Origin of the sequence: Streptomyces sp. NBC_00076 (assembly GCF_045041235.1) — a bacterium.
Lineage (GTDB): Bacteria > Actinomycetota > Actinomycetes > Streptomycetales > Streptomycetaceae > Streptomyces.
Genome location: NZ_CP108242.1, coordinates 5,815,881 through 5,841,648 on the forward strand (window position 1 = coordinate 5,815,881; position 25,768 = coordinate 5,841,648).

The following is a 25,768-nucleotide window of genomic DNA, read 5'->3' on the forward strand; positions in this document are numbered from 1 at the left end:
GGGCGGCAGGAATGGCGGTAGTCGGGTTACCGTTCGAGTGGCCGTTGCGGGCTTTTCCCGTTTGACACGGGGGCGGGATGTACCGTCACACTCCGCAGCGTCAGCATGACCCGACCCCGGGACCAAGGCCTGGGGAGAGACCCCAGCGCCGACCGGAGAGAAGAGCGAAGTTGTCCCCGACCAGCGAGACCGCACAGGGCGGCCGCCGACTCGTCATCGTCGAGTCGCCTGCCAAGGCGAAGACGATCAAGGGCTACCTCGGCCCCGGCTACGTCGTCGAAGCGAGCGTCGGGCACATCCGCGACCTCCCCAACGGCGCCGCGGAGGTGCCCGAGAAGTACACCGGCGAGGTCCGCCGCCTCGGCGTGGACGTCGATCACGACTTCCAGCCCATCTATGTCGTCAACGCCGACAAGAAGGCCCAGGTCAAGAAGCTCAAGGACCTGCTGAAGGACTCCGACGAGCTCTTCCTCGCCACCGATGAGGACCGCGAGGGCGAGGCGATCGCCTGGCACCTCCAGGAGGTGCTCAAGCCCAAGGTCCCGGTCAAGAGGATGGTCTTCCACGAGATCACCAAGGCCGCGATCCAGGCCGCCGTCGCCAACCCGCGCGAGCTGAACCAGAAGCTGGTCGACGCCCAGGAGACCCGCCGCATCCTCGACCGTCTCTACGGCTACGAGGTCTCGCCGGTCCTGTGGAAGAAGGTCATGCCGCGTCTGTCGGCCGGCCGTGTCCAGTCGGTCGCCACCCGGCTCGTGGTGGAGCGGGAACGCGAGCGCATCGCGTTTCGTTCTGCTGAGTACTGGGACCTGACGGGCACCTTCGCGACCGGCCGCGCCGGGGACTCGTCGGATCCGTCGTCGCTGGTCGCCCGTCTCCAGACCGTCGACGGCAGGCGGGTCGCGCAGGGCCGCGACTTCGACTCGCTGGGACAGATCAAGAGCGCGAACACCCTCCACCTCGACGAGGCCAACGCCCGCGCGCTGGCCGCCGCCCTGGAGAACACCCAGTTCTCGGTGCGGTCCGTCGAGTCGAAGCCGTACCGCCGCTCGCCGTACGCCCCGTTCCGTACGACGACGCTTCAGCAGGAAGCCTCGCGCAAGCTCGGCTTCGGCGCTAAGGCGACCATGCAGGTGGCCCAGAAGCTGTACGAGAACGGCTTCATCACCTACATGCGTACGGACTCCACGACGTTGTCCGACACGGCGATCACCGCCGCCCGCGCCCAGGTCACACAGCTGTACGGCGCCGACTACCTGCCGGCCTCGCCGCGTACGTACGCCGGGAAGGTCAAGAACGCGCAGGAGGCGCACGAGGCGATCCGCCCCTCGGGCGATCGTTTCCGCACCCCCGCCGAGACGGGTCTGACCGGCGACCAGTTCAAGCTCTACGAGCTGATCTGGAAGCGGACCGTCGCCTCCCAGATGAAGGACGCGACCGGCAACTCCGTCACGGTGAAGATCGGTGGCGCCGCCTCCGACGGCCGGGACGTCGAGTTCAGCGCCTCCGGCAAGACGATCACCTTCCACGGCTTCCTGAAGGCGTACGTCGAGGGCGCCGACGACCCGAACGCCGAGCTGGACGACCGTGAGCGCCGCCTGCCCCAGGTCAACGAGGGCGACCCGCTGCGCGCCGAGGAGATCACGGTCGACGGGCACGCCACCAAGCCCCCGGCCCGCTACACCGAGGCCAGCCTGGTCAAGGAGCTCGAAGAGCGCGAGATCGGCCGCCCGTCGACGTACGCGTCGATCATTGGCACGATCCTCGACCGCGGCTATGTCTTCAAGAAGGGCACGGCCCTCGTGCCGTCCTTCCTGTCCTTCGCCGTGGTCAACCTGCTCGAGAAGCACTTCGGGCGGCTCGTCGACTACGACTTCACCGCCAGGATGGAGGACGACCTCGACCGCATCGCCCGCGGCGAGGCGCAGGCCGTGCCGTGGCTCAGGCGCTTCTACTTCGGCGAAGGAGAAGGCACGGCTGCGGGCGGTGCCGCCGACGCCGGCAACGGCGACGGGGACCACCTCGGCGGCCTCAAGGAACTGGTGACGGACCTGGGCGCGATCGACGCGCGCGAGGTGTCGTCGTTCCCGGTGGGCAACGACATCGTGCTGCGGGTCGGGCGCTACGGCCCGTACGTCGAGCGCGGCGAGAAGGACTCCGAGAACCACCAGCGCGCGGACGTGCCCGAGGATCTCGCCCCGGACGAGCTGTCCGTCGAGCTCGCGGAGGAACTGCTCGCCAAGCCGAGCGGTGACTTCGAGCTCGGTGCCGACCCGCTGTCCGGCCACCAGATCATCGCCCGGGACGGCCGCTACGGCCCGTACGTCACCGAGGTGCTCCCCGAGGGCACCCCGAAGACCGGCAAGAAGGCCGTCAAGCCGCGTACGGCCTCACTGTTCAAGTCGATGTCCCTCGACACGGTGACGCTTCAGGACGCCCTCAAGCTGATGTCGCTGCCGCGCGTCGTCGGCAAGGACGCCGAGGGCGTGGAGATCACCGCGCAGAACGGCCGCTACGGCCCGTACCTGAAGAAGGGCACGGACTCGCGGTCCCTCCAGGCCGAGGACCAGCTCTTCACGATCACCCTCGAAGAGGCGCTGGAGATCTACTCCCAGCCCAAGCAGCGCGGCAGGGCCGCCGCCAAGCCGCCGCTGAAGGAGCTGGGCGAGGACCCGGTCAGCAAGAAGCCGGTCGTGGTGAAGGACGGCCGCTTCGGACCGTATGTCACCGACGGGGAGACCAACGCGACCCTGCGCTCCGGCGACAGCGTCGAGGAGATCACCCCGGAGCGCGGCTTCGAACTGCTCGCCGAGAAGCGGGCGAAGGGGCCCGTCAAGAAGACGGCGAAGAAGGCGCCCGCGAAGAAGGCACCGGCCAAGAAGGCGGCGGCGACGAAGAAGACCGCGGCGAAGAAGACGACGACGGCCGCGAAGAAGACGACCGCCAAGAAGACAACCACGACCGCGAAGAAGGCGACGGCGTCGAAAACGGCGTCCGAGGACTGACCGGTTGAGGTCCGCTGTGGAGGCCCGAGTGGTTGAGGCCGACCGCTGAGGGCCGAGCGGTGAAGGCGGCCGTTCAGGACGCCGCTCAGGACAGAACGGTTGAAGGCGGCGTCGCGAACCGAGCGGTCCTCGTTTCCCTCGCCGTTTCTTCACAGCGGCTTCGCAAAAAGAACGCCCCGGCATCGCTTTGATGTCGGGGCGAGCGCACGTTCGGGACGGGCGCTCCAGGCTGTCGGTGCGTCCCGATAGGCTGAAAGCATGACCCCAGCCGAGCAGCCAACGGCCACTCACCCGGCCCCCGACGACGCCCTGGTCGCGGACTCCCGCGAGCGCGCCGTCCGCGCCCTGCTGCGCCGACCGCAGCTGAAACGGCTGTGGAGCGCGCAACTCGTGGGCGGTGTCGGCGACACCCTCGCGCTTCTGGTTCTCGTTGTTCTCGCCCTCCAGGCGGCGATCGCCGAGGGTTCGTTCGGCGGTGGCTACCGGGGCGTGGCGTTCGCAGTGGCGACCGTTTTCGGGGTGCGCGTCCTCGCGACGCTGCTCTTCGGAGCCGTGCTCCTCGGCCCGCTCACCTCGCTCACCTCCCAGGACGGCCCGCTCGATCGCCGCTGGACGATGGTCGGCGCGGACGGGCTGCGGGCCGCGGTGCTCATCGTGGCGCCCCTGTGGATCGACTGGATGCCCGAGAACGCGCTGGCGATCCTCCTGGTCACCGCCTTCGTGACCGGTGTCGCCGAGCGCTTGTGGACGGTGTGCCGCGAAAGCGCGGCGCCCGCCCTGCTGCCGACGCCGCCGCCGGAGGGCGCGACGGTACGACCGCTGCCGGACCACATGGACGCCCTGCGCCGTCTGTCGCTGCGGACGACCTTCGTGGCGATCCCGCTCGCGGCCGCCGCGCTCGTCGTCGCGGGTCTGCTCAACAACCTGCTGGGCTCGGGGATCGCCTGGTTCGCCCAGCATCAGGCTGCCCTCGCGTCCTACGTCGCGGCCGGTCTGTTCGCCGCGTCCCTGTCGGTGCTGACCTACCTGGAACTGCCCGACACGCACACCCCGCGCGCGCGTTCGCCGCTGGAGGGACTGCGCCGCCCCAAGACGGGCACCGGCGTCGACAAGGGCCGCACCGGCGCGATCCCGCTGTTGGTGCCGGCCTGCGCGGCCATCGCGGGAGCGGTCGCGGCCGCCGTGGGCGTCGCCGTACTGCACGCCAAGGACCTGGGCGGCGGCCCTGTTCTCTACGGCCTGATGGTGGGCATGCTGACCGGCGGAGTGGTCGTCGGCATCCGCACGGCACCCGCCCTGCTGCCGACGTTGTCGCGGCGCCGGCTGCTGGCGCTGGCGATCGCCTTCACCGGTGTCGCCCTGCTGGCCGCGGGGCTCGTCCCCGACGTCACCAGCGTGCTGCTGATCCTCGCGCTGGCGGGGGCCGGCGCGGGCGTGGCCGCCAACACCGGGCACACACTGCTGGACCAGGAGGCCGAGGAGTACCGGCGGGCCCGCACGACCGAGCACCTGCACGCGGTCGTCCGCGTGTGCGTGGCGCTGGGAGTGGTGATCGCGCCCCTCGTGGCCGCGGCGATCGGCCCGCACCGCCTGGAGAACGGCAAGTTCCTGTTCGCGCATGGCGGCGCGGCCTTCACCCTGATGCTGGTGGGCGCTCTGCTGCTGCCCGTGGCCGCGCTGGTACTGGCCAAGGTCGACGACCGTTCCGGTGTGCCGCTGCGCCACGACCTGCGGGACGCGCTGCTCGGCGGTGACGACCCGGAGACGGCGGCCGCCTCGGCCGGTTTCTTCATCGCCCTGGAGGGCGGCGACGGGGCCGGGAAGTCCACCCAGGCCGAGGCGCTCGCCGAGTGGATCCGAGCCAAGGGCCACGAGGTCGTCCTCACGCGCGAGCCGGGAGCGACGCCGGTCGGCAAGCGGCTGCGGTCGATCCTGTTGGACGTGTCGAGCGCCGGGCTCTCGCACCGCGCGGAGGCGCTGCTGTACGCGGCGGACCGCGCGGAGCACGTGGACACGGTGGTGCGGCCCGCTCTGGAGCGGGGCGCGGTCGTGATCTCCGACCGGTACGTCGACTCCTCCGTTGCCTACCAGGGGGCGGGTCGTGACCTGTCCCCGACAGAGGTCGCCCGCATCAACCGCTGGGCGACGAACGGGCTTGTGCCTCATCTGACGGTGTTGCTGGACGTCTCGCCGGAGATCGCCCGCGAGCGGTTCACCGAGGCGCCGGACCGGCTGGAGTCGGAGCCGGCCGAGTTCCACGCGCGCGTGCGGTCCGGGTTCCTGACGCTGGCCGCCGCCGACCCCGGGCGTTACCTGGTGGTGGACGCGGGCCAGGAGCCCGAGGCCGTCACGACCGTCGTCCGGCACCGGCTCGACCAGATGCTGCCGCTGTCCGAGGCCGAGGTGAAGGCCCAGGAGGAGGCGCGGAAGAAGGCCGAGGAGGAGGCACGCCGCAAGGCCGAGGAAGAGGCGGCCCGCAAGGCCGAGGAGGAGCGCCTGGAGCGTGAGCGCCAGGAGCAGCTCGAACGGCTGCGCGCCGAGGAGGAGGAGCGCAAGCGGCGCGAGTTGGAGGAGGCGCAGCGGCGAGAGGCCGAGCGCCAGGCGGAGGAGGCCCGGGTGCGGGCCGAGGAAGCGCGGCGCCGTGCCGAGGAGGAGCGGCAGCGGCTGCTCGCCGAGGAGAAGGTGCGGGCCGAGGAAGAGGCCCGGCGGAAGGCCGACGAGGAGCGGCGCCGCAAGCAGGCCGAGGAGGAGGCCCGACTGCGCGCCGAGGCCGAGGCGCGGCGCCTGGAGAAGCAGCAGAAGGCCGAGGAGGCGCTGCTGCGGGCCGAGGAGGCGCGGCGGCTGGCCGAGCAGGCGGCGGCCGCGGCGGCGGAGGGGCCTCGGCCGGCCTCGCCGCAGGGGGGCACTTCGGGAACGGACGCGTCTGGGCAGTCAGGGCAGGCGGGGCCGTCGGATCGGTTCGCGCCGAAGGATCGGTCCGGGCAGTCGCGCCGGTCGGGCCCGGGTGCCACGCCGGACGAGGCGACCGTGGCGACACCGATGGTGACGCCGACGAACGCGTCGGGCGGGCCGGTGGACGAGACGGCGGTCCTGCCGAGGGTGCGGGACGACAAGAGTGGCGGTGAGCCGAGCTCCGGCGCCGGTGGTCCCGACTCCGAGGTGACAACCGAGTTGCCGCAACCGCCGGTTCCTGAGGGTGCCGCGGACGAGACCGCTGTGCTGCCGCCGGTTCCTCCGGGTGCCGCGGACGAGACGGCCGTACTGCCTCCCGTCCAGGACGACACTCCCTCGGACCGGGTGCCGCCGGGCTTCTTCAGGGACGAGCAGGAGACGACGCGGCCGGAAACGGGCGCGGACCGTACACGCGAGCTGCCGCAGGTGGACGAGGACGGGGTGCCTCGTCGGCGGGCCCGGTCGGACTGGGCCGAGGAGACGCCGTTGGACGACTTGCCGACCCTGGCGGACGAACTGCTGGGCCCGCGTGACGACGAGGAGCCCGAGGAGGGACGCGGCCGACGCGGCCGGGGGCGGCGGGGCTGAACTCCGCTCGCTCGCCCGGTGTTGAGCGGGAGCCCGGCGCCCGGCGTCGAGCGGGTGGCAGGGACGACGGGCGGGCACGGGCGCGGGGCCGACCCGCGCCGGGGCCGGCGTGGCGGACAAGGGCGTGCCCACCGCTTACCGGGGTGGGCACGCGGTGGTCCGGCCGAGGTTGCCGGCACACCTGCCGCGGCGCGTTGAGCATCCCGTGTGTCAGGCCCGCCCGTTCGGCGGGTACGGCGTCCACGTCATCGCGGCGGTCAGCGGCGGGACCGTCGGGAGGCGCCCGTGACCGCCTGCGCCCCCGCCGTCGGCGCCCGTTGTCAGTGGTCGCCCCCACAATGGACCCCGTACAGCGAAACGTGACGAAAGGGCGGGGTGACGCATGACCGTCTGGGACGACCTGGTCGGCCAGGAGAAGGTGAGCGAGCAGCTCGATGCCGCTGCCCGGGACGCCGACGCCCTGGTCACCGCGGCCGCCGCGGACACGCCGCCGCCCGAGGCGTCGAAGATGACACACGCCTGGCTGTTCACGGGACCGCCCGGAGCGGGGCGGAACCAGGCAGCGCGGGCCTTCGCCGCCGCGCTGCAGTGCGTCAGCCCCGACCGGGCCCTCGGCGGATCCCCCGGCTGCGGGTTCTGCGACGGCTGCCACACGGCACTCGTCGGTACCCACGCCGACGTCAGCACCGTCGCCGCCGTCGGCTCGCAGATCCTGGCGGACGACATGCGTGACACCGTCCGCAAGTCGTTCACCTCGCCTGCCAACGGCCGCTGGCAGGTCATCCTCGTCGAGGACGCGGAGCGGCTGAACGAGAAGTCGGCCAACGCCGTCCTCAAGGCCGTGGAGGAGCCCGCTTCCCGCACGGTGTGGCTGCTGTGCGCCCCTTCCATCGAGGACGTGCTGCCCACCATCCGCTCCCGCTGCCGCCATCTGAACCTGAGCACGCCGTCCGTCGACGCCGTCGCGGACATGCTCGTACGACGGGAGGGCGTCGAGCCGGCCGCCGCGATGGCCGCCGCCCGCGCCACCCAGGGACATGTCGACCGTGCCCGCCGCCTGGCCGTCGACCCGGCCGCGCGCGAGCGCCGGGCGGCGGTCCTCAAGCTGCCCCTGCGCATCGACGACGTCGGCGGGTGCCTCAAGGCCGCCCAGGAACTGGTCGACGCGGCGGCCGCGGACGCCAAGCAGCTCGCCGAGGAGCGGGACGGCAAGGAGACCGAGGAGCTCAAGGCGGCGATGGGGGCCTCCCAGGGGGGCCGCATGCCGCGCGGCACGGCGGGCGTCATGAAGGATCTGGAGGACAAGCAGAAGCGCCGCAGGACCCGCACCCAGCGCGACAGCCTCGACCTCGCGCTCACCGACCTCACCGCCTTCTACCGCGACGTCCTCGCCCTCCAGCTCGGCTCCCGGGTGGCGATCGCCAACGCGGACGCCGGGGACGCCCTGGAGCGGATCGCCCGCGGCAGCTCCCCGGAGTCCACGCTTCGCCGCATCGAGGCGATCGCCGCGTGCCGTGAGGCCCTCGACCGCAATGTGGCCCCGCTCCTGGCGGTGGAGGCGATGACGATGACACTCAGAGCGGGCTGAGCCGCCGACAGCGCGGGCTGAGCGGCCGACGCCTGACGACAGGAGGTTGACGACGTCCCTCGTACGAGGCAGCGTGCGCACGGAGAGCGTTTGATCCACCGCGCAGAGTTACGCTCGGTCGATGTACATCAGGCGCAGCCCCCGCCCTGGCACGACAGCAGACCGGACCGACCCGTCCGGCCCACATCTCACCAGGCACAGCACCCCTGTCCGCGCGCGCAGAGCGCGTATGGGCGGCGTTCTCGTGGCCGTCGCCGCGATGCTCGTCTCCGCCTGTTCCGCCTGTTCGGCTGGGAGTACGACGACGGCCGGTGCCGCGGCCCAGGCGGCTCTCGCCTCGCTGCCGCGGGCCACACCGACGGTCCTCGCGTCGTACTACGACCAGAAGCCGGACTGGCGCTCCTGCACAGTCCCCGGCTTCCAGTGCGCCACGCTGAAGGCGCCGCTCGACTACGCGAAGCCGGCCGACGGTGATGTCAGGCTCGCCGTCGCCCGCAAGAAGGCCACGGGCCCGGGCAGCCGCCTCGGTTCGCTGCTCGTCAACCCCGGCGGGCCGGGCGGCTCGGCCGTCGACTACCTCCAGGCGTACGCGGGGATCGGCTACCCGGTGGAGGTCCGGGCCCGCTACGACCTGGTCGCGGTCGATCCGCGCGGCGTCGCCCGCAGTGAGCCCGTGAAATGCCTCAGCAGGCGGGACATGGACCGGTACACGCAGACGGACAGCACGCCGGACGACCAGCGGGAGACCACGGAACTCGTCGACGCGTACAAGAAGTTCGCCGAGGGCTGCGGGGCGGACTCGCCGAAACTGCTGCGGCATGTGTCCACCGTCGAGACGGCCCGGGACATGGACATCGTGCGGGCGGCGCTGGGTGACACGAAGCTGAACTACGTGGGCGCGTCGTACGGCACCTTCCTCGGGGCGACCTACGCGGGACTCTTCCCCGGCCGGTCGGGCCGACTGGTCCTGGACGGAGCGATGGACCCGTCGCTGCCGGCCCGCCGGCTGAACCTCGACCAGACGGCGGGCTTCGAGACGGCGTTCCAGTCCTTCGCGAAGGACTGCGTTCGGCAGCCGGACTGCCCGCTGGGCAGGAAGGGCACGCCGACCGCCGAGGTCGGCCGGAACCTCAAGGCCTTCTTCGGGAAGCTGGACGCGCACCAGATCCCGAGTGGCGACGCGGACGGCCGCAGGCTCGGCGAGGCCCTCGCCACCACCGGTGTGATCGCGGCGATGTACGACGAGGGGTCGTGGGAGCAGGTGCGCGAGGCACTGAACTCGGCGATGAAGGAGAACGACGGCGCGGGACTCCTGGCCCTCTCCGACACCTACTACGACCGTGACGCCGGCGGCGGCTACGCGAACCTGATGTTCGCCAACGCCGCCGTGAACTGCCTCGACCTCCCCGCGGCCTTCGACACCCCCGACGAGGTGCGCAGGGCGCTGCCCGCCTTCGAGAAGGCGTCCCCGGTCTTCGGCGAGGGCCTTGCCTGGGCCTCCCTGAACTGCGCGTACTGGCCGGTGCGGGCGACCGGCGAGCCGCACCGCATCGAGGCGAGGGGCGCCGCCCCGATCGTCGTGGTCGGCACCACCCGCGACCCGGCGACTCCCTACCGCTGGGCCCGCGCCCTGGCCGCCCAGCTCTCCTCGGCCCGCCTCCTCACCTACAAGGGCGACGGCCACACCGCCTACGGCCGAGGGAGCGCCTGCATCGACTCCACGATCAACGCGTACCTACTCCGCGGCACCCCTCCGACGGACGGAAAGCGCTGTTCCTAGCCCCGAGAACGGCCTGCCCGAAGCATGCCGGCACCGGCCCGCCGCCTGCCTACCGCCCGCCGCCCGCCCCGGGGACCCCGCCTCCGGGGCTGGTTCGGAGCACCCTCGGAAACTGTGTAGACTTACCCGCGTTGCTGATCGCACCATGGTGTCGACAGCGCGCCGCCTTAGCTCAGATGGCCAGAGCAACGCACTCGTAATGCGTAGGTCTCGGGTTCGAATCCCGAAGGCGGCTCCATGCTGAACCCCAGGTCATGGCTTTGACCTGGGGTTTTTTGTTTCCGTTGACCTTGGAATCCCGGCAGATCGGGCACTCGTTGTCTGCGCATCGTAATGCGTAGGTTCGGGGTTGTGTTTCCGTGACCATGTTGCGGGCTTGAGTCTCTGGGCTGGGCTTTTGCTTATCTGGGAGGGGCGGCTCGGGCCTACGCAATGAGGTTCGGTGGACAACCGGTGGACAGGCGTGCGTGACACGCCATCAGCAGCCTGTGGTTGCACTCGGACCATCGGGGTGGGAATACGACCGTCTTCGATGTGGTGATCGGAAGCGGCGGGACTGTCCAATCCTGACAACACCGCCGCGTATCGCGAGGTGCTGCCCGCGCCGGTCCGTGCCGAACCGTGGCGGGGGAACCTCAGGGCCGCCGCGTCGACGACCGGTGGCAGGTGCGGTGCACGTCCTTCGCGCCGAGGCGGATGATGAAGGTCAGCCGTCCGGGAACGCCCTCCGGATACAGTGTCCGGCTCTGGGTGACGGCATCCTCCGACGACACGGTCGGCTCCGGCTTGAGATGTGTGCAGCTTGAGCGAGGCCGAACGTGGGCTCCATCCGGCTGGCGCGTCCGTTCTCCCAATCCAGCCGAAGAGGGAGGATCCGCTGGTCGCGCCGCGCGCGTCTTCCAGTACCAAGGGCCGTTCATACGGCATGCGGTGTGGGCTCTGGGGCGGTTCGCTCTTGAAATGCTCTTGATTCGGCAAAAGAGAACCCATACGTTTCTTCCGCCACTGCTGCACGGCATGGCCACATCAATTTCATAGCGGGCTCTGGGGAGAGCCCGGGGGGAGACAAGGGCATGACCAACCCTTGGTTCCGGCGGCTTCGTGCTGCCCGGACGCTCGGCGTGCTGCTCGGCGGCGCCGTCGTCCTGGGCTCGTTGCCCGCCGTCACCAGTCCGGCCGACGCGGCCGGCAGCACACGGCAGGCTTCGGCCGAGACGGCCGCGTTCCGGCTCGCCGCCGAGACCGGCGAACCGGTGGAGATCATCCAGCAGAGGACCGAGGACGAACTCGTCTTCGCGAACCCGGACGGCAGTTTCACCAGCGAGACCAGTGTCCAGCCGCAGCGGGTGCAACGCGCCGATGGCAGCTGGGAGAAGGCCGACGCCACGCTGGAGCGGCGGGCGGACGGCACGGTGGGCCCGAAGGCCGCAGTCGTCGACCTGGCCTTCGCCGGGGGCGGCTCGTCCGACCTGATCACCCTGGGGGACGCCGGCAAGTCGTTCACGCTGCGCTGGCCCAGGCCGCTGCCCGAGCCGGTCTTGGAGGGCGACACCGCCGAGTACCGCGAGGTGCTGCCCAGCGTCGACCTGCTGGCCAGCGCCACTGTCACCGGGTACTTCGTACGTCCTGAAGGTGAAGAGCCCGGAAGCCGCTGACAATCCCGAGCTGGCTCGACTGCGGCTGCCTGTACGGTCCGAGGGCCTCGACCTGACCACCGGGCCGGCCGGCGGGCTGCAGGCGGTGGACGCCTCCGGCGCGCGTCTCTTCGGCGGCCAGGCCCCCAAGATGTGGGACTCCGCCACCACCACCGAGGAGGTCCCGGCGGATGCCGTGCCGGCCGCCGGCTCCGGCGCCCCCGTCGAGGACGGGCCCGGCGCGGCGGCGAAGGTCGCCGACATGGTCCTGGACATCTCCGTGGACGCGGTCACAGTCGTCCCCGACGCTTCCGTGCTGACCGCTTCCGACACCGACTTCCCGGTCTACCTCGACCCGGAGGCCGGCATGTCCAAGAGCGAGTGGCTGTACGTCTCCAGCGCCCACCCGAGCACCGAGTTCCACAAGTTCAAGAAGGACGAGGGCGTCGGGCGCTGCTCGTACAAGTCGATCGGCGGCACCTATTACGTGTGCAGCTCGTCGCCGTACACGAACCGCATGTACTTCCAGTTCGGTACCTCCGGGTGGAAGAACCGCACCATCTCCAAGGCGGTCTTCGAGGTCTACGAGACCTTCTCCTTCTCGTGCCAGAAGAGCACCGTCAACCTGCACGCGGTGGCCGAGGGCGGCGTTGACTCCGCCACCAACTGGAACAACAAGCCCAAGGACGGCGACCTGATGGTCGACCGGACGGTGGCCTACGGGCGCGGCGACAGCTGCAGCCCCGACGCGCCGGCCAGCTGGGTCGACTTCCAGGACAGCGCCGATGAGAGCAACGAGAATCTCACCGCCACCGTGCGCAAGAAGGCCAAGGCGGAGGATCCGATCGCCTTTTCACTGCGGGCCGCCGACGAGGACGACGCGAACTCCTGGAAGCGGTTCCGCGGTGACAACGCCAAGCTGGTCGTCACTTACAACACCACCCCGGGGAAGCCGTACAACGAGCGGCTGAGCAACCCGGAGGAGAAGACCTGCACCACGGGCAACACCAAGCGGCCGTGGATCCGGGACGACACCCCGGCCATGGCGGTCAACGGCACCGACGCCGACTCCTACAGCGATGGCACCGGCCAGAACCTCACCGCCACCTTCCGCGTGTGGGACCAGGTCGACGGCCGGCCCCTGGTGTACGAGGGCAAGGACGGGCCGCAGAACGAGGGCGTGTTCGAGAAGGGCATCCCGATCAGGGAGCTGGCGCACGGCCATGGCTACAAGTGGCACGCGCAGCTCTACGACGGCTCCACCGGCAAGCTGAAGGACTCCGGCTACTCGGACTGGTCCGACTGGTGCGAGTTCGTGGTGGACACCGAACGGCCCGACACCAAGCCGCTGGTGACGCCGGTGGACGGTGAGGCCGACCTCCCGGCGGGCGCCAAGCGGCACTTCACCGTCTCGGCCAACGGCAACTCCGACTCGGTCTTCAAGAATGACGTCGAGTACTACGAGTGGGACCTCGGCAGCGACACTCCCGGCCGCAAGGCCACGCCCGCGAGCCTCGGCGGCGGCGCCACCATCGAGGTGGCGCCGTCCACCTTCGGGCCGAACGTGCTCTATGTGCGCAGCGTCGACCGGGCGGGCAACCGCGGTCCGTTGGAGAAGTACATCTTCACCGCCGACCGCGCCTGTCCCGACGCCCTCGCCGACACCTGCGCCGCCGCCGTCTACGGCCTCGACCAGACCTCCGGCACCACCGCCCCCGACACCTCCGGCCACGACCGCGACCTCACCGTCAAGGGCGCTGATTGGGTGGCGGGCAACCACTCCGCCACCGAGACCGCCGACAAGGCCCTGCGCTTCAACGGCAGCAGCGACTACGCCACCGCGACCTCCGCCGTCCACACCGGGCAGGCGTTCACCGTCTCGGCGTGGGTGCGGCCGACCTCGCTGAGCGGGAACATCTCGGTGATCAGCCAGGCCGGCACCAGCGGCAACGGCCTCAACCTCTACTACTCGACCGCGTACAAGCGCTGGATCTTCGGCCGCCACATCACCGACAAGGACGGCTCCGACATCGTCCGCGCCATGGCGACCAGCGAGCGGCCCGCGACCGTCGGCAAGTGGACCCACCTGGCCGGCTCCTACGACCCGGCGGCACGGAAGTTCACCCTCTACGTCGACGGCGAAGAGCAGGGCAGCACCACCGTCACCGGTGTCTGGAACGCAGGCAAGGGCCTGAACATCGGCCGTGCCCAGTACGACGGCGCGTGGCACGACTACTTCGCCGGCGACATCGATGACGTACGGCTGGTACCCGGCCTGCTCTCCGGCACCGAGATCTACCGGCTCGCGAACGACTAGCTCATCCAGCAATCGGCGGCTCCTGACCAGAGCGGCTTCGCCCGGGCGCACGGCAGTCGACCGGCGCCCGGGCACCCCACATCACACGGGAGGGGAGCGCGTATGCGCTCGACACGGAGACATTGCGCCCATAGGTGGGCGAAACATCTGGCCGCGGCGGTGTCCGCGGCCCTGACCCTGACCCTGCTCCAGGCGGCCCCCGCGCTCGCCGACGACGACGCCCGGGAGCAGCGGCGCCCCAAGACCCAGGACGTGCCCTCCACCCCCGTGGTGGAGGAGGGTGGCCAGGTCACCCCGCTCAAGCACCTTGCGGGGTACGGAAGTTCGCGGGCCCCGAAAGCGTCCTGGCCGAAGCCGGGCAGCGCCACCGTCGTCCTGGACGGCGGCAGGGCCCCGCGGAGCATCAAGGCGGGCGGCCTCCCGGTACGGATCGCTGCCGCCCAGGCCCGCTCGGTCCGCGCGGCCACCCCCGCCCGGGCCACGGTCGACGTCCTGGGCCACGACGCCGCGCGCAAGGCCGGTATCGAGGGCCTGCTGCTGAAGGTCACCAACGCGGACGCGCGAACCTCTCTGACGACGGCCGCCGCGCCCGCAAAGGTCTCGGTGGAGGTCGACTACGCCTCCTTCGCCCAGGCCTACGGCGGCGACTGGGCGCAGCGGCTGCGGCTGGTCCAGCTGCCTGCCTGCGCGCTGACCACGCCGAAGGCGGCAGCCTGCCAGACGGTCACGCCGCTCGCCACGGACAACGACGTCCGCGCCCAGAAGCTCACCGCAGACGTGCCGGCCACCGTGGGCGCGAAGGCCCCGCTGCTCGCGGTCTCCGCCGCCCCCTCCGGCGGCTCCGGTTCCTACACCGCGACCTCCCTCGCCCCTTCGGCGTCCTGGCAGGTGGCGGCCCAGACCGGCGCGTTCACCTGGCAGTACCCGCTGCGCGTCCCGCCCGCCATCGCGGGCCCGTCGCCGCAGCTGGGCCTGGCCTACAACTCGGCGTCCACCGACGGCCGTACCGCCAGCAGCAACAACCAGACCTCCTGGGTCGGCGAGGGCTTCGACCTCAGCGCCGGCTACATCGAGCGGTCGTACCGCTCCTGCACGGAGGACGGCCACGACGAGGCCGGGTCCCAGAAGTACGACCTGTGCTGGCACTCCGACAACGCCACCATGAACTTCGGCGGCCGGGCCGGTGAGCTGGTCAAGAAGGCCAAGGACGAGTGGCGTCTGAAGCAGGACGACGGCACGATCGTCGAGCGGAGGACCGGCGGCTTCAACGCCGACGACAACAACGAGTACTGGGTCGTCACCACCACCGACGGCACCCGCTACTACTTCGGCAAGGGCAAGCGCGAGGCCGCCGACACCGAGTTCACCGGCTCCTCCTGGGAGGTCCCGGTCTTCGGTGACGACAAGGACGAGCCCTGTCACGCGGACACCTTCAAGGAGTCCCGCTGCCAGCAGACCTGGCGCTGGAACCTCGACTACGTCGTCGACGTGCACGGCAACACGATGACGTACTACTACGGCACCGAGACCAACAAGTACGACACCGTGCGCGGCGACAAGGTCGTCTCCTACGATCGCGGCGGCTGGCTCAAGCGCGTCGAGTACGGCGAGCAGGAGGGCAAGGAGAACTCCACCGCCGCTCCCGCGCGGGTCGTATTCGACACCGCCGAGCGCTGCAAGGGCGCCGCCGCCGACTGTGAGCCGGGCGACCTGAAGGAGTCCACCGCCACCCGCTGGCCGGACGTGCCGTTCGAGCAGATCTGCACCTCCGACACCGAGTGCAAGGACCAGTGGTCCCCGACCTTCTTCTCCCGCAAGCGCCTGACGAAGGTCACCACGCAGGTCCTGGGTTCCGACGGCAAGACGTACACGGATGTCGACGAGTGGGAGCTGGCGCACAAGTACCAGAGCGCCGACACCACCCACTCCCCGTCCATGTGGCTGGAGTCGGTGACCCACTCCGGCAAGGACGGCGCGAACAAGCTCCCGAAGGTCACCTTCTACGAGCGGCAGGACGCCAACCGCGTCGACACCGGCGCCGACGACCGCCTCCCCATGTACAAGTGGCGCATCCGGGCGATCCAGTCGGAGACGGGCGGCACGATCTCGGTCAACTACAAGCCCACCGAGTGCACCCCGTCGAAACTCCCCACCCCCGAGACCAACACCAAGCGCTGCATGCCGTCCTTCTGGTCGAAGGAGGGCACGGTCGGGGAAAAGGAGGACTGGTTCCACAAGTTCGTCGTCGACACGGTGATCGAGGACGAGGTCACCGTCACCGGCCCGAACAAGGTCACCTCCTACGACTACGCGGGCGCCGCCTGGGCCTTCGACGACAGCGAGCTCGTCAAGACCAAGAAGAAGACCTGGAACCAGTGGCGCGGCTTCCGCAACGTCACCGTGAAGACGGGTGACGAGAACAGCAAGCAGCTCCGCACGGAGTCCACCTACCTCCAGGGCATGGACGGCGACCGGGAGAAGGAGTCCGGCGGCACCAAGTCCCTCACGGTCACCGCCTCCGACGGCACCAAGGTCCGCGACGACGCCCGCCACCAGGGCTTCCAGCTGGAACAGCGCACCTACAACGGCAGCGCGGAGATCACCGGCACGGTCAGCACCCCCTGGAAGTCGGCCCCGACGGCGACGGAGGGCAGCGACGAGGCGACGTACGCGGCGGTGAAGTCGACGAAGACCCGCACGGCGCTCGACGACGGCAAGGTCCGCCGCGCCGCCGTCGAGCACTTCTACGACTCGTACGGCATGCTGGAGCGCTCGTCGGACTCGGGTGACCTGTCCGACCCTGACGACGACACGTGCACAACGAACGCCTACGTCCGCAACACCGGCGCGAACCTGCTCACGCTCCTGAAGCGTGTCACGGTCGTCCCGGTCAACTGCGACGACGGCCCACCGAGCGGCTACAAGGGCGAGGCGATTTCGGACGTCCGCACCTGGTACGACGACCCCGACACCTACGGCACCACGCCCACCAAGGGTGACGTGGTCCGAAGCGAGAAGGTCAAGGATTACGCGGACGACGGTACTCCGCAGTACGTGACGACGTCGACCGCGAAGTACGACGCCCACGGCCGGGTGACGGACTCAGCGGACCAGCAGGGCAACACGACGAAGACCACCTACACGCCGACCACCGGCGGCCCCGTGACCGGCATGAAGGTCACCGACCCGGCCGGCAACTCGACCACCTCCACGGTCGACCCGCGCTGGGGCCTGGTCACCGCCACGGTCGACGCCAATAAGCAGCGCACCGACCTGGACTACGACGCCCTCGGCCGCCTGCTGAAGGTCTGGCTGCCAGGCCGGGCCAAGTCCGGGGACACCCCGTCCTTGGAGTACGCCTACCTGGTCCGCAACAACCTGCCCGTCGTCACCACCACCAAGTCGCTCCTCCCGAACGGCTCCGTCGCGGTCAGCCACCAGCTCCAGGACGGCCTCCTGCGCCAGCGCCAGACCCAGACCCCGGCCGCCAACTCCGGCCGCGTCGTCACCACCACCGAGTACGACTCCCGCGGCCTGGCCGTCAACGAGATCGGCCCGTTCTATAACTCCGCCGCCGTCGGCACGACCTTCGTGAACGTGGCGGACGCGTCCGAGGGGACGCCTCGGGAAACCGAGACGGTGTACGACGGGGCGGGTCGGGCGACGGACGAGATCTTCCGTGTGGCCGGCACCGAGAAGTGGCGCACCAAGACCTCGTACCACGGTGACCACACGACGGTCGACCCGCCGGCCGGCGGCACGCCCACCGCGACGTACACCAACGCGCAGGGGCAGAAGACCAAGGTCCTCGAGTTCAAGGCCTCCTCGCCGACGGGCGCGGCGGACACGACGTCCTACGACTACGACGCCGCGGGCCATGTCACCGAGGTCAAGGACGAGTCGGGCAACCTCTGGTCGTACGAATACGACGTGCGCGGCCGTCAGACCCGCGCCGTCGACCCGGACGCCGGCACGTCCTGGATGACGTACAACGACCTCGACCAGGTCAAGACGGTCCGCAACCAGCGCGGCACCACCCTCACCTTCACCTACGACAAGCTGGGCCGTCAGCGCTCGCTCTACAACGGCGACAAGAAACTGACGACCTGGGAGTACGACAGCGCCACCGTCCCGAACGGAAAGGGGCGCTTGGCCTCGGCCACCAAGTGGGTGGGCGACGACGCCTACACGAATTCGGTCGACGCCTATGACGCGGCGGGCCGCCCGACGAAGACCTCGGTGACGATCCCCGCCGCCGAGGGCAAGCTGGCCGGCACCTACACCTCGACGGCGTCGTACAAGCCGGACGGGTCGCCCGACGACGTCGGTCTCCCGGCGGCCGGTGGTCTCCCGGCGGAGACGGTCACCACGGGCTACACGGCGACCGGTCTGCCGTCGTTCACCCTGGGCGACACGACCGACTACGCCCGTGAGTCCCGCTACTCCAACTACGGCGAACTCCTCCAGCTCACGCTGGGCACCGCCAGCGCCGACAAGTTCACCTGGCTCACCAACACCTACGAGGAGGGCACCCGGCGCCTGGAGCGCGCCCGCATCGACCGGGAGATCGTCAAGACCCCCGACTCCGACATCACCTACGGCTACGACGCCACCGGCAACATCCGCAAGCTCGCGGACACGCCCGAGGGCAAGACCGCCGACGTCCAGTGCTTCACGTACGACTATCTGCGCCGTCTGACCGAGGCGTGGACCCAGACGGCCACCGACTGCGCGGCGAGCGCCGGTGAGGCGACCGTCGGCGGCCCGGCGCCGTACTGGCACTCCTACGGGTACGACGCGGCGGGCAACCGCACCAGTGAGGTCCGCCACGCCACCGGCACGACCGGCGACGCGGCGATCACGCAGTCGACGACGTACGTACCGACGGCCCAGGACACCAAGGGCGGCACACACGCCCACGCCCTGAAGTCGGCGGAGGTGCGCACCGCGACCTCGGACTCGTCGGCGAAGGAGGTGACGGCGGCCCAGTCGTTCGCGTACGACGAGGCGGGCAACACCGTCCGCCGTACGAAGGCGGCGACGGACCTCTCCCCTGCGGTCGACCAGAAGCTGGACTGGGACGAGGAAGGCCGCCTCAGCGCCGTCACCCCGTACCTGTCCGGCGACGCCCTGGACGAGGCGAACAAGACCTCGTTCGTGTACGGCGCGGACGGAAAGCGCCTGCTCCGCAAGGAGAAGGGCGCCGTCACTCTGTACCTGGGCAGCCAGGAGATCCGCCTCGACACGGCGAAGAAGTCCCTGTCAGGCACGCGCTACTACTCCCATGGCGGTCGGCAGATCGCCGTGCGGACGTCCACCGGCGTGACCTGGCTGGTCGGCGGGCAGAACGGGACCGCCGAGATCGCCGTCAAGGCCTCCGACTCGGCGATCGTCCAGCGCCGTACCCTGCCCTTCGGCGAGGTGCGCGGCGCCAAGCCGGCGGCGGGCGCGTGGCCCGGTGACAAGTCGTTCGTGGGCGGCACGGCCGACGCGACGACCGGTCTGATCCAGCTCGGCGCACGAGCATACGACCCGGCCGCCGGCCGCTTCGTCTCCGTGGACCCGAAGCTCAACCTCGCGGACCCGCAGCACCTCAACGCCTACGCCTACGGCCGCAACAACCCGCTTGTCTTCCCGGACCCGACGGGCCTGTACTGGGGCGAGTCCTGGCTCAGCCCGTTCGGCCACGGCGCGCTCGACGTCGTCGGCCTGGTGCCCGGTTTGGGTGAGCCCGCCGACCTGCTCAACGGAGTCTGGTACACGGCCGAGGGCAACTACATCGACGCGGGGCTCTCCTATGCCTCGGCGATCCCGATCGCGGGGTACGGCGCGAGCGCGGCGAAGGGCGCGCGGTACGTCGACAAGGCCGTGGACGCGGTCGACGTGGCGACGGACACCGTCAAGGCGGCCGACAAGACGAAGGACGCAGTCAAGGCAGCCGAGAACGTGACGCCGCCGTCCACCCCCAAGCCCAAGCCGCCGCCCAAGCCGGCTCCGCCGGCCAAGCCCAAGCCGGCCCCGCCGACCAAGAAGGCCGACGCCCCGAAGAAGAGCGAGAAGCCGGACGCCGACAAGCCCGCGAGGCCGAAGAAGGACGACGATCCGGACAACGTCTACATCTACAAGGCGCCGTACAAGGGACAGACCAAGAAGATTAAGGAGGAGGGCTTCAAGCCCGAGGATTACCCGGGCAGCAAGGGCCAGAACCCGGACGGCGCCGCCTACTTTGGCCTGGGCGACAAGGGGCTGGACATCGCGGAGGACTACGCGGGGCGTGGTGTCTACGATGGGACAGTCGTGGAGATCAAGATCCCCAGGGTCGACTTCGACCAGCACTTCGAGAAGTACGTCGGTAGGTACGACGGCGTTCCACGCGCCGAGGTCGGAATCCCCAAGGAGATGTTCGGTCTCCTCAACTCATATCCGCTGAGAGTGATGGACGAGCTATGACCAACCCCGAGGTACCCGAGGCCGAGATGCTCCTCGTGGGGAGCGTCGTCGAGGGAGAGGCCACGGCGGTTTTCCGCTGGGGGGTCATCGTGGACCTGGGCCTGTCACGGGACGGCCTCATCGATGTCCTCTACATCGACGATGACGACAACTACCAGGTGGGAGACCGTGTGTCCTGCTATCTGAGTGCCTTCGACGAGATGAAGAACAAGTTCATCCTGAGGCCCCCGGGGCAGGTACCTCTCGCGGAGCGCCTGCGCAGGCTCGAGGAGCAGCGAGGTCTCTCGTCCTGACCTTCCGGACAACTGCGATCGCCGGGGAGCGCGTGTGACGAGCTCCCCGGCGATCGTCGTGACGCCGACCTGCTGCTGGACGAACGAGCTGAGGACGGGAGAAGCACTTGTATGGGATCGATAATCCTCCTGGTTGTCCTGCTAGCCCTCTGGGCAGCTAGGTTCGCGTGCTCGGAGCGTTCTTCCCGGCGGCTCTTCAGCAATTCCGCCGGTGGACAGCCGGTGGACAGACGCCTTTGGACAGGGCATCACGGGGTGGCACGGGTCAACCTGCCGCATATGCTCTGATCAGGAAAAACGTCACTGGGCAGCACGACGGAACACCACGCAACACGAACGCTCACGGTCTCGTAATGCGTAGGTCTCGGGTTCGAATCCCGAAGGCGGCTCTGTGGAAGCCTCAGGACTCACTCGCCGTGACCTGGGGCTTTTGCTCTTACTGGATGCGGCGGCGACGCCGGGCACGGACCGCGCGGGTGTCGGCGGTCTCACTTCTGGTCTCAGTGGGGGCGGGAATCGGGGTCGAGGGCGGAGGCACGAAGAACTCGCCCATCCGCCGCATGGCTTCCTTCGACAGGTGGGACCGGCCCTTGACGTACCGCCGGGTCTGACTGATCTGCGTATGCCGCAGGATCTCCATGATCGTGGGCATGTCGACGCCCAACTCGTTCAGGATCGTCCCGGCGGTGTGGCGGCTCCCGTCGTACAGGCGGCGGTCATCGATACCAGCCTCCTTGAGTAGTTCCTTGAACTCCTTGCCATGGGCGGGGCAGGCCGGCGGTCACGGCTTCTGCCCGGTCGGCCCGTCGGCGTAGTCCTCGACCAGGTTACTGATGAGCGCAAGCAGGGCGTCGGCTCGGTGTCGGTCCTCGCGCTGGCTGCGCAGGGCCTCGTCGAGCGCCCGGAGCCGGGACAGGGCGGCCGGCTCGCCGTCCTCCACGTCGAAGATCACCGGCTGGGTGACGAGGTCCAGGCATTCGCTGAGCAGCTGCCGGGTGGCGGGGGACGGCGGGTCTGGGGAGGGGGCGGCGTACGTGGCGGTCAGGTAGCGCGCGGGGTAGGTGAGGCTCCAGCCGACGACGGTGCCGTGCTGGACGAGGAGCGTCACGTCGGGGGCGATGCCGACGCGGGCCTCCAGCGGCTCGTCGAGGACGTCGAGGTCGCGGAGACAGGTCAGCACGGCGTCCCCGGGAGCGCGGCACAGCACCGTGCACATCTCGTGTCGGAAGTGCTTGACCTCGTCCGCGCGGAGCCCGCCCGGGCGTACTTCGGGCGTGACGGGAAGGCGGGCCGAGTCCTCGGCCGAGGCGGACACTTCTGGAATCCGGAACTCAGCCCCGACCAGCCGTCGGTCGTCCGGGGCGAAGCGGAAAACGTCGGGGAGGTCCCACAGCAGGTCCTGGCTGCCGAACGTGTCCGCGAGGAACTTCTCTCGTTCCACCCGGTCCGCATAGGGGGAGACGATCAGGAAAGTACCGAGGAGACGGGGAACGAGGCCGAGCGGCTCGTCCGTCACCGTCGCGGACCAGCCGCCGTCGAACTTCAGTTTCGTCGTCATCACTGCCTCATCTGATCTGTACCGCCGGAGGCTGGCAGCGGCCGTCCTTGGCGGGAATCCTGCCGTTCACGATGTCCTCGTGCGTCACCGGGGCGCCGGGGTCCGTGGGTGAGGATGCGCTCGGTCTGGGCCAGGGGACAGCGGGCCGGCGACCCCGCTCACCGTCGTGGCGGCGATCCTGGCCGGAACCGTCGTCGGCCCGATCGGGGAGGTTGCACGGCAAGGTCCCACTCCGAGACGCATCGCCGAGCGACAGCGCGTCACACCTGCCCGCCCCCCTCCCCGCCGGTCTTCACCGGCGTCTCGGAGGCGACCGGCGTGCCCTCCAGGTGGTCCCGCAGCCACTGCTCGGTGTTGCTGACGTGCAGCAGCGCGGCGGCCTGGCTGAGTGCGGCGTCGCGGCGGGACAGGGCCGCGAAGATCGCCTCGTGTTCCGCGAGGGTGCGCCCCGCGGCCTGGCCGTCGACCAGGCCGCGCCAGATGCGGGCCCTCAGGGTGCGGCCCGAGACGCCCTCCAGGAGCGTGACCAGTGACTCGTTGCCCGTGGCGGCGACCACCGCGCGGTGGAACGCCGCGTCGTGCGCGTTGAGTTGCTCGACATCGTCGCGGGCCTCCCGCATGGCGTCCAGGTGCCGCTTCGCCTCGGCCAGGCCCTCGTCGGAGATCCGGGTGGCGGCCAGCGCGGTGGCGACCGGCTCGAGCAGCCGCCTGACCTCCATCAGGTCCAGCAGGGCACCCGCGTCGCCCTGCAGCAGGTCCACCGCACCCCCGAGACCCTCCAGCAGCAGACTCGGCTGCAGGCTGGTCACATAGGTGCCGTCCCCCCGTCTGACCTCCAGCACCCGGGCGACGGCCAGCGCCTTGACCGCCTCCCGCGCCAGATTGCGCGACAGCCCCAACTGCGCGGCCAGGTCCTGCTCCGGAGGCAGCTTGGAGCCCGGCGGCAGCGCGCCCGAGCGAATGAGCTCGCGGATCTGCTCGATTGCTTTGTCTGTCAGGGACAAAGGGGACCTCTCTCCGGAAGACATGTGATGTCTACTCCTGTACGAACAGTACTCTCGCGCATCAAATCGCCCATCTCGCCTGTCTCGGCAAGGTTATTCATCCCTGCACGCCCGTTGACAGTGAAGGGTTCCATGCCTGACCTTCGTGCGTAACACCAGGCGCTCACGTCCCATGAGTACCGCGTTGCCGGAGGTTCCCGCAGTGTCGCAATCGATCAGCAGGCGCAGGTTACTGGCCGGTGCCACGTCCGTCGTGGCGGCCGCGATGGTCACCGACGTGTTCGCAGGCGGCAGTGCCCTGGCGGCCCCGCGCACCTACACGCCCTCCTGGGACTCCGTGAACCGGCACCCGGCGGCGCCCGAGTGGTTCCGCGACGCCAAGTTCGGCATCTACTTCCACTGGGGCGTGTTCAGTGTGCCCGCGTACGACAGCGAGTGGTACCCGCGGAACATGTACGAGCCGGACAGCAAGGCGAACAAGCACCACATCGCCACGTACGGCAACCCCGCCGACTGGCCGTTGCACAACTTCATCAACGGCGCGGACGACCTGGCCGGGAACCACGTGGAGTTCGCGCCGAAGCTCAAGTCGGCCGGCGGCGCCTTCGACCCCGACGAGTGGGCGCAGCTCTTCGTCGACGCCGGCGCACGGTTCGCCGGTCCGGTCGCCGAGCACCACGACGGCTACTCGATGTGGGACAGCAAGGTCAACGAGTGGAACTCCGTGGCGAAGGGGCCGCGGCTCGACCTGCTCCACCTGTTCACCGACGCCATCCGCGCCCGGAACCTCAAGCTGCTGGTGGCGATGCACCACGCGTACAACTACACCGGCTACTACGAGTACGCGCCCGCTCAGTCCGACCCGAGCCTGAAGAAGCTGTACGGCCAGCTGAGTTCGGCCAAGGAGAACCAGCTGTGGTTCGACAAGCTCAAGGAGGTCGTCGACCGGGCCCGGCCGGACATCCTGTGGCAGGACTGGCGACTTGACCACGTCGACGAGACACAGCGGCTGAACTTCCTGGCGTACTACTACAACCAGGCGAACAAGTGGGGCAAGGAAGTCGTCGCCACCTACAAGGACGGGCTCGACCCCCACGGTGAGGTCTTCGACTACGAGCGGGGCGGACCGGCCGACCTCACCGCGCCGTACTGGCTGACCGACGACAGCATCTCCAACTCCAGCTGGTGCTACACCGAGGGCATCGGCTACTACTCGCTCACGCAGATGCTGCACTCGCTGATCGACCGGGTCAGCAAGAACGGCAACATGCTGCTCAACATCGCGCCGAAGGCCGACGGCACCATCCCGCAGGGCCAGCGCGACCTCCTCCTCGCCATCGGCGACTACCTGAAGCGCCACGGCGAGTCGATCTACGACACCCGGGCGTGGACCGCGTACGGCGAGGGCCCGACGAAGATGGGCGGCGGTTCCTTCACCCGTCCCACGGCCGGCACCGCGCGGGACATCCGCTTCACCCGCAACAAGCGGGACACGGTCCTGTACGCCACGGCCCTCGGCTGGCCCGGCAGTTCACTCACGATCGAGACGCTCGGTTCCGAACGGATCGATCTGGCCTCGCTGTCCTCGGTGAAACTGCTCGGCGCGACCGCCGGCGAGTACATCGACCTCCCCGCCCCGGCCCAGGACGCGACGGGGCTGAAGGTGGCCCTGCCGTCCACGGCGCCGTTCGACGCGCCCGCGTACGTCCTCAAGCTCCGCTTCTCCGGCCGGATCCCCGCGCTGCGGCCCCTTGTCGGTGCCGTGGCCCACCAGGGCGCCAACTACGCGGGTGACAGCGCCGTGTTGGCCGTCGGCGGCTACACCGCCGAACAGCTCTCCCTCGCCGGAATCCCGCCGCGCACGCTCTCCTCGCTGCGGCTGGCCCCGGGGTACCAGGTCGTCGGCTACTCCGGCGACGACTTCACCGGCACGTCGTGGACCTTCACCGTCGACGACGCCAGGATCGGGAGCAGGATCACCTCCCTGAAGGTCGTGTTCGACCCGGCCGCGAACTTCCGCGTCACCAATGTCACCAACGGCCTGGCCCTGGACGGCGGCGACGTCCCCGCCGGTGCCGACCTGAAACAGAGGACCTGGGACGGCTCGGCCAACCTGCAGTGGCACGCCGTCGACCTCGGCAACGGCTACCACAGGCTGGAGAACCGCGGCAACGGCCTCGTCGCCGACGGCTGGGGCGCCACGAGCGACGGCGCCCCGGCCAGGCAGCAGGCGTGGACCGGAAGCACCAACCAGCAGTGGCTGATCACTCACCGCGGCGACGGCCGCTACTCCCTCGCCAACCGCACCACGGGTCTCGTCCTGGACGGCGGCGGCAACGTCTCCTCCGGCTCCGTCACCAAGCAGTGGACCTGGGACATCAGTACCAACCTGCTGTGGACCCTCACGAAGATCTGACGGATGCGGATGCGGATGCGGATGCGGACGCGACGGCTCGCCGCGATGAGGCGCCGGCTGGTCTGAAGGCGTCGGCACGCCGCGATGAGGTCCGGGCTGGTCTGAAGGCGTCGGCATGGGTGGTGACCTGGGGATTGCACTGGCGAAGGAGGCGGGGAGTGCTGGCCCGAGACATCTGGCGAC

Annotated in this window: 12 protein-coding genes, 1 tRNA gene and 1 pseudogene; 10 read left to right on the forward strand and 4 right to left on the reverse strand. The window is 70.0% G+C overall.

The genetic code is table 11. The annotated features are described in order from the left end of the window. Nucleotides 1-170 precede the first annotated feature (170 nt). From topA to OHA64_RS26395, 5 genes are all read left to right on the forward strand, one after another. Nucleotides 171-3,005 carry a type I DNA topoisomerase gene (gene topA / locus OHA64_RS26375; protein WP_405617180.1) on the forward strand — a complete coding sequence of 945 codons (2,835 nt, stop codon included), beginning with the start codon at nucleotides 171-173 and terminating at the stop codon, nucleotides 3,003-3,005. Nucleotides 3,006-3,263: 258 nt separating this feature from the next. Continuing rightward, nucleotides 3,264-6,545: a dTMP kinase gene (gene tmk, locus OHA64_RS26380; RefSeq protein ID WP_405617182.1), complete on the forward strand. Its 3,282-nt coding sequence runs from the start codon at nucleotides 3,264-3,266 to the stop codon at nucleotides 6,543-6,545. 382 nt (nucleotides 6,546-6,927) lie between these two features. Next, a complete protein-coding gene (locus OHA64_RS26385; RefSeq protein WP_405617184.1) occupies nucleotides 6,928-8,133 on the forward strand; it encodes a DNA polymerase III subunit delta' in 1,206 nt (401 codons plus the stop codon). Between the two features lie 229 nt (nucleotides 8,134-8,362). Continuing rightward, the gene (locus OHA64_RS26390) at nucleotides 8,363-9,913 is read left to right on the forward strand and encodes an alpha/beta hydrolase (RefSeq protein ID WP_405617186.1); all 1,551 of its coding nucleotides are present in this window, start codon (nucleotides 8,363-8,365) and stop codon (nucleotides 9,911-9,913) included. 161 nt (nucleotides 9,914-10,074) lie between these two features. Beyond that, nucleotides 10,075-10,151, forward strand: a tRNA-Thr gene (locus OHA64_RS26395). A gap of 397 nt (nucleotides 10,152-10,548) precedes the next feature. Here the strand turns inward: OHA64_RS26395 and OHA64_RS26400 are convergent. Beyond that, complete coding sequence (locus tag OHA64_RS26400; RefSeq protein WP_405624127.1) at nucleotides 10,549-10,932, reverse strand: 3-deoxy-7-phosphoheptulonate synthase; 384 nt, start codon at nucleotides 10,930-10,932, stop codon at nucleotides 10,549-10,551. A 54-nt stretch (nucleotides 10,933-10,986) separates the two neighbouring features. Between OHA64_RS26400 and OHA64_RS26405 the strand changes: the two genes are divergently transcribed. From OHA64_RS26405 to OHA64_RS26420, 4 genes are all read left to right on the forward strand, one after another. Next, nucleotides 10,987-11,568 carry a hypothetical protein gene (locus tag OHA64_RS26405; protein ID WP_405617188.1) on the forward strand — a complete coding sequence of 194 codons (582 nt, stop codon included), beginning with the start codon at nucleotides 10,987-10,989 and terminating at the stop codon, nucleotides 11,566-11,568. Continuing rightward, the gene (locus tag OHA64_RS26410) at nucleotides 11,546-13,864 is read left to right on the forward strand and encodes a LamG-like jellyroll fold domain-containing protein (protein WP_405617190.1); all 2,319 of its coding nucleotides are present in this window, start codon (nucleotides 11,546-11,548) and stop codon (nucleotides 13,862-13,864) included. The genes OHA64_RS26405 and OHA64_RS26410 overlap by 23 nt, the downstream gene beginning before the upstream one ends. A gap of 159 nt (nucleotides 13,865-14,023) precedes the next feature. Next, the gene (locus tag OHA64_RS26415; RefSeq protein ID WP_405617193.1) at nucleotides 14,024-20,314 is read left to right on the forward strand and encodes an RHS repeat-associated core domain-containing protein; all 6,291 of its coding nucleotides are present in this window, start codon (nucleotides 14,024-14,026) and stop codon (nucleotides 20,312-20,314) included. Further along, nucleotides 20,311-20,607 carry a S1 RNA-binding domain-containing protein gene (locus OHA64_RS26420; protein WP_405617195.1) on the forward strand — a complete coding sequence of 99 codons (297 nt, stop codon included), beginning with the start codon at nucleotides 20,311-20,313 and terminating at the stop codon, nucleotides 20,605-20,607. Before OHA64_RS26415 ends, OHA64_RS26420 begins: the two co-directional genes overlap by 4 nt. Before the next feature lie 436 nt (nucleotides 20,608-21,043). Here OHA64_RS26420 and OHA64_RS26425 read toward each other — a convergent pair. The 3 genes and pseudogenes from OHA64_RS26425 to OHA64_RS26435 form a co-directional block, all read right to left on the reverse strand. Next, a pseudogene (locus tag OHA64_RS26425) lies at nucleotides 21,044-21,361 on the reverse strand (tyrosine-type recombinase/integrase); the annotation flags it as partial. 27 nt (nucleotides 21,362-21,388) lie between these two features. After that, the gene (locus tag OHA64_RS26430; protein ID WP_405617197.1) at nucleotides 21,389-22,165 is read right to left on the reverse strand and encodes a hypothetical protein; all 777 of its coding nucleotides are present in this window, start codon (nucleotides 22,163-22,165) and stop codon (nucleotides 21,389-21,391) included. Nucleotides 22,166-22,425: 260 nt separating this feature from the next. After that, nucleotides 22,426-23,169, reverse strand: coding sequence for a FadR/GntR family transcriptional regulator (locus OHA64_RS26435; protein ID WP_405617199.1), 744 nt, complete (start codon nucleotides 23,167-23,169; stop codon nucleotides 22,426-22,428). 202 nt (nucleotides 23,170-23,371) lie between these two features. Here OHA64_RS26435 and OHA64_RS26440 point away from each other — a divergent pair, with 202 nt between their 5' ends. Then, entirely contained in the window at nucleotides 23,372-25,585 is a 2,214-nt protein-coding gene (locus tag OHA64_RS26440) for an alpha-L-fucosidase (RefSeq protein WP_405617201.1), read from the forward strand. Nucleotides 25,586-25,768 lie beyond the last annotated feature (183 nt).

Coding starts and splice junctions, on each gene's coding strand:
- OHA64_RS26405 (WP_405617188.1), top strand. CDS start 10,987: ATGACCAACCCTTGGTTCCGGCGGCTTCGTGCTGCCCGGACGCTCGGC.
- OHA64_RS26430 (WP_405617197.1), bottom strand. CDS start 22,165: ATGACGACGAAACTGAAGTTCGACGGCGGCTGGTCCGCGACGGTGACG.
- OHA64_RS26385 (WP_405617184.1), top strand. CDS start 6,928: ATGACCGTCTGGGACGACCTGGTCGGCCAGGAGAAGGTGAGCGAGCAG.
- OHA64_RS26400 (WP_405624127.1), bottom strand. CDS start 10,932: ATGCCGTGCAGCAGTGGCGGAAGAAACGTATGGGTTCTCTTTTGCCGA.
- OHA64_RS26420 (WP_405617195.1), top strand. CDS start 20,311: ATGACCAACCCCGAGGTACCCGAGGCCGAGATGCTCCTCGTGGGGAGC.
- tmk (WP_405617182.1), top strand. CDS start 3,264: ATGACCCCAGCCGAGCAGCCAACGGCCACTCACCCGGCCCCCGACGAC.
- OHA64_RS26390 (WP_405617186.1), top strand. CDS start 8,363: ATGGGCGGCGTTCTCGTGGCCGTCGCCGCGATGCTCGTCTCCGCCTGT.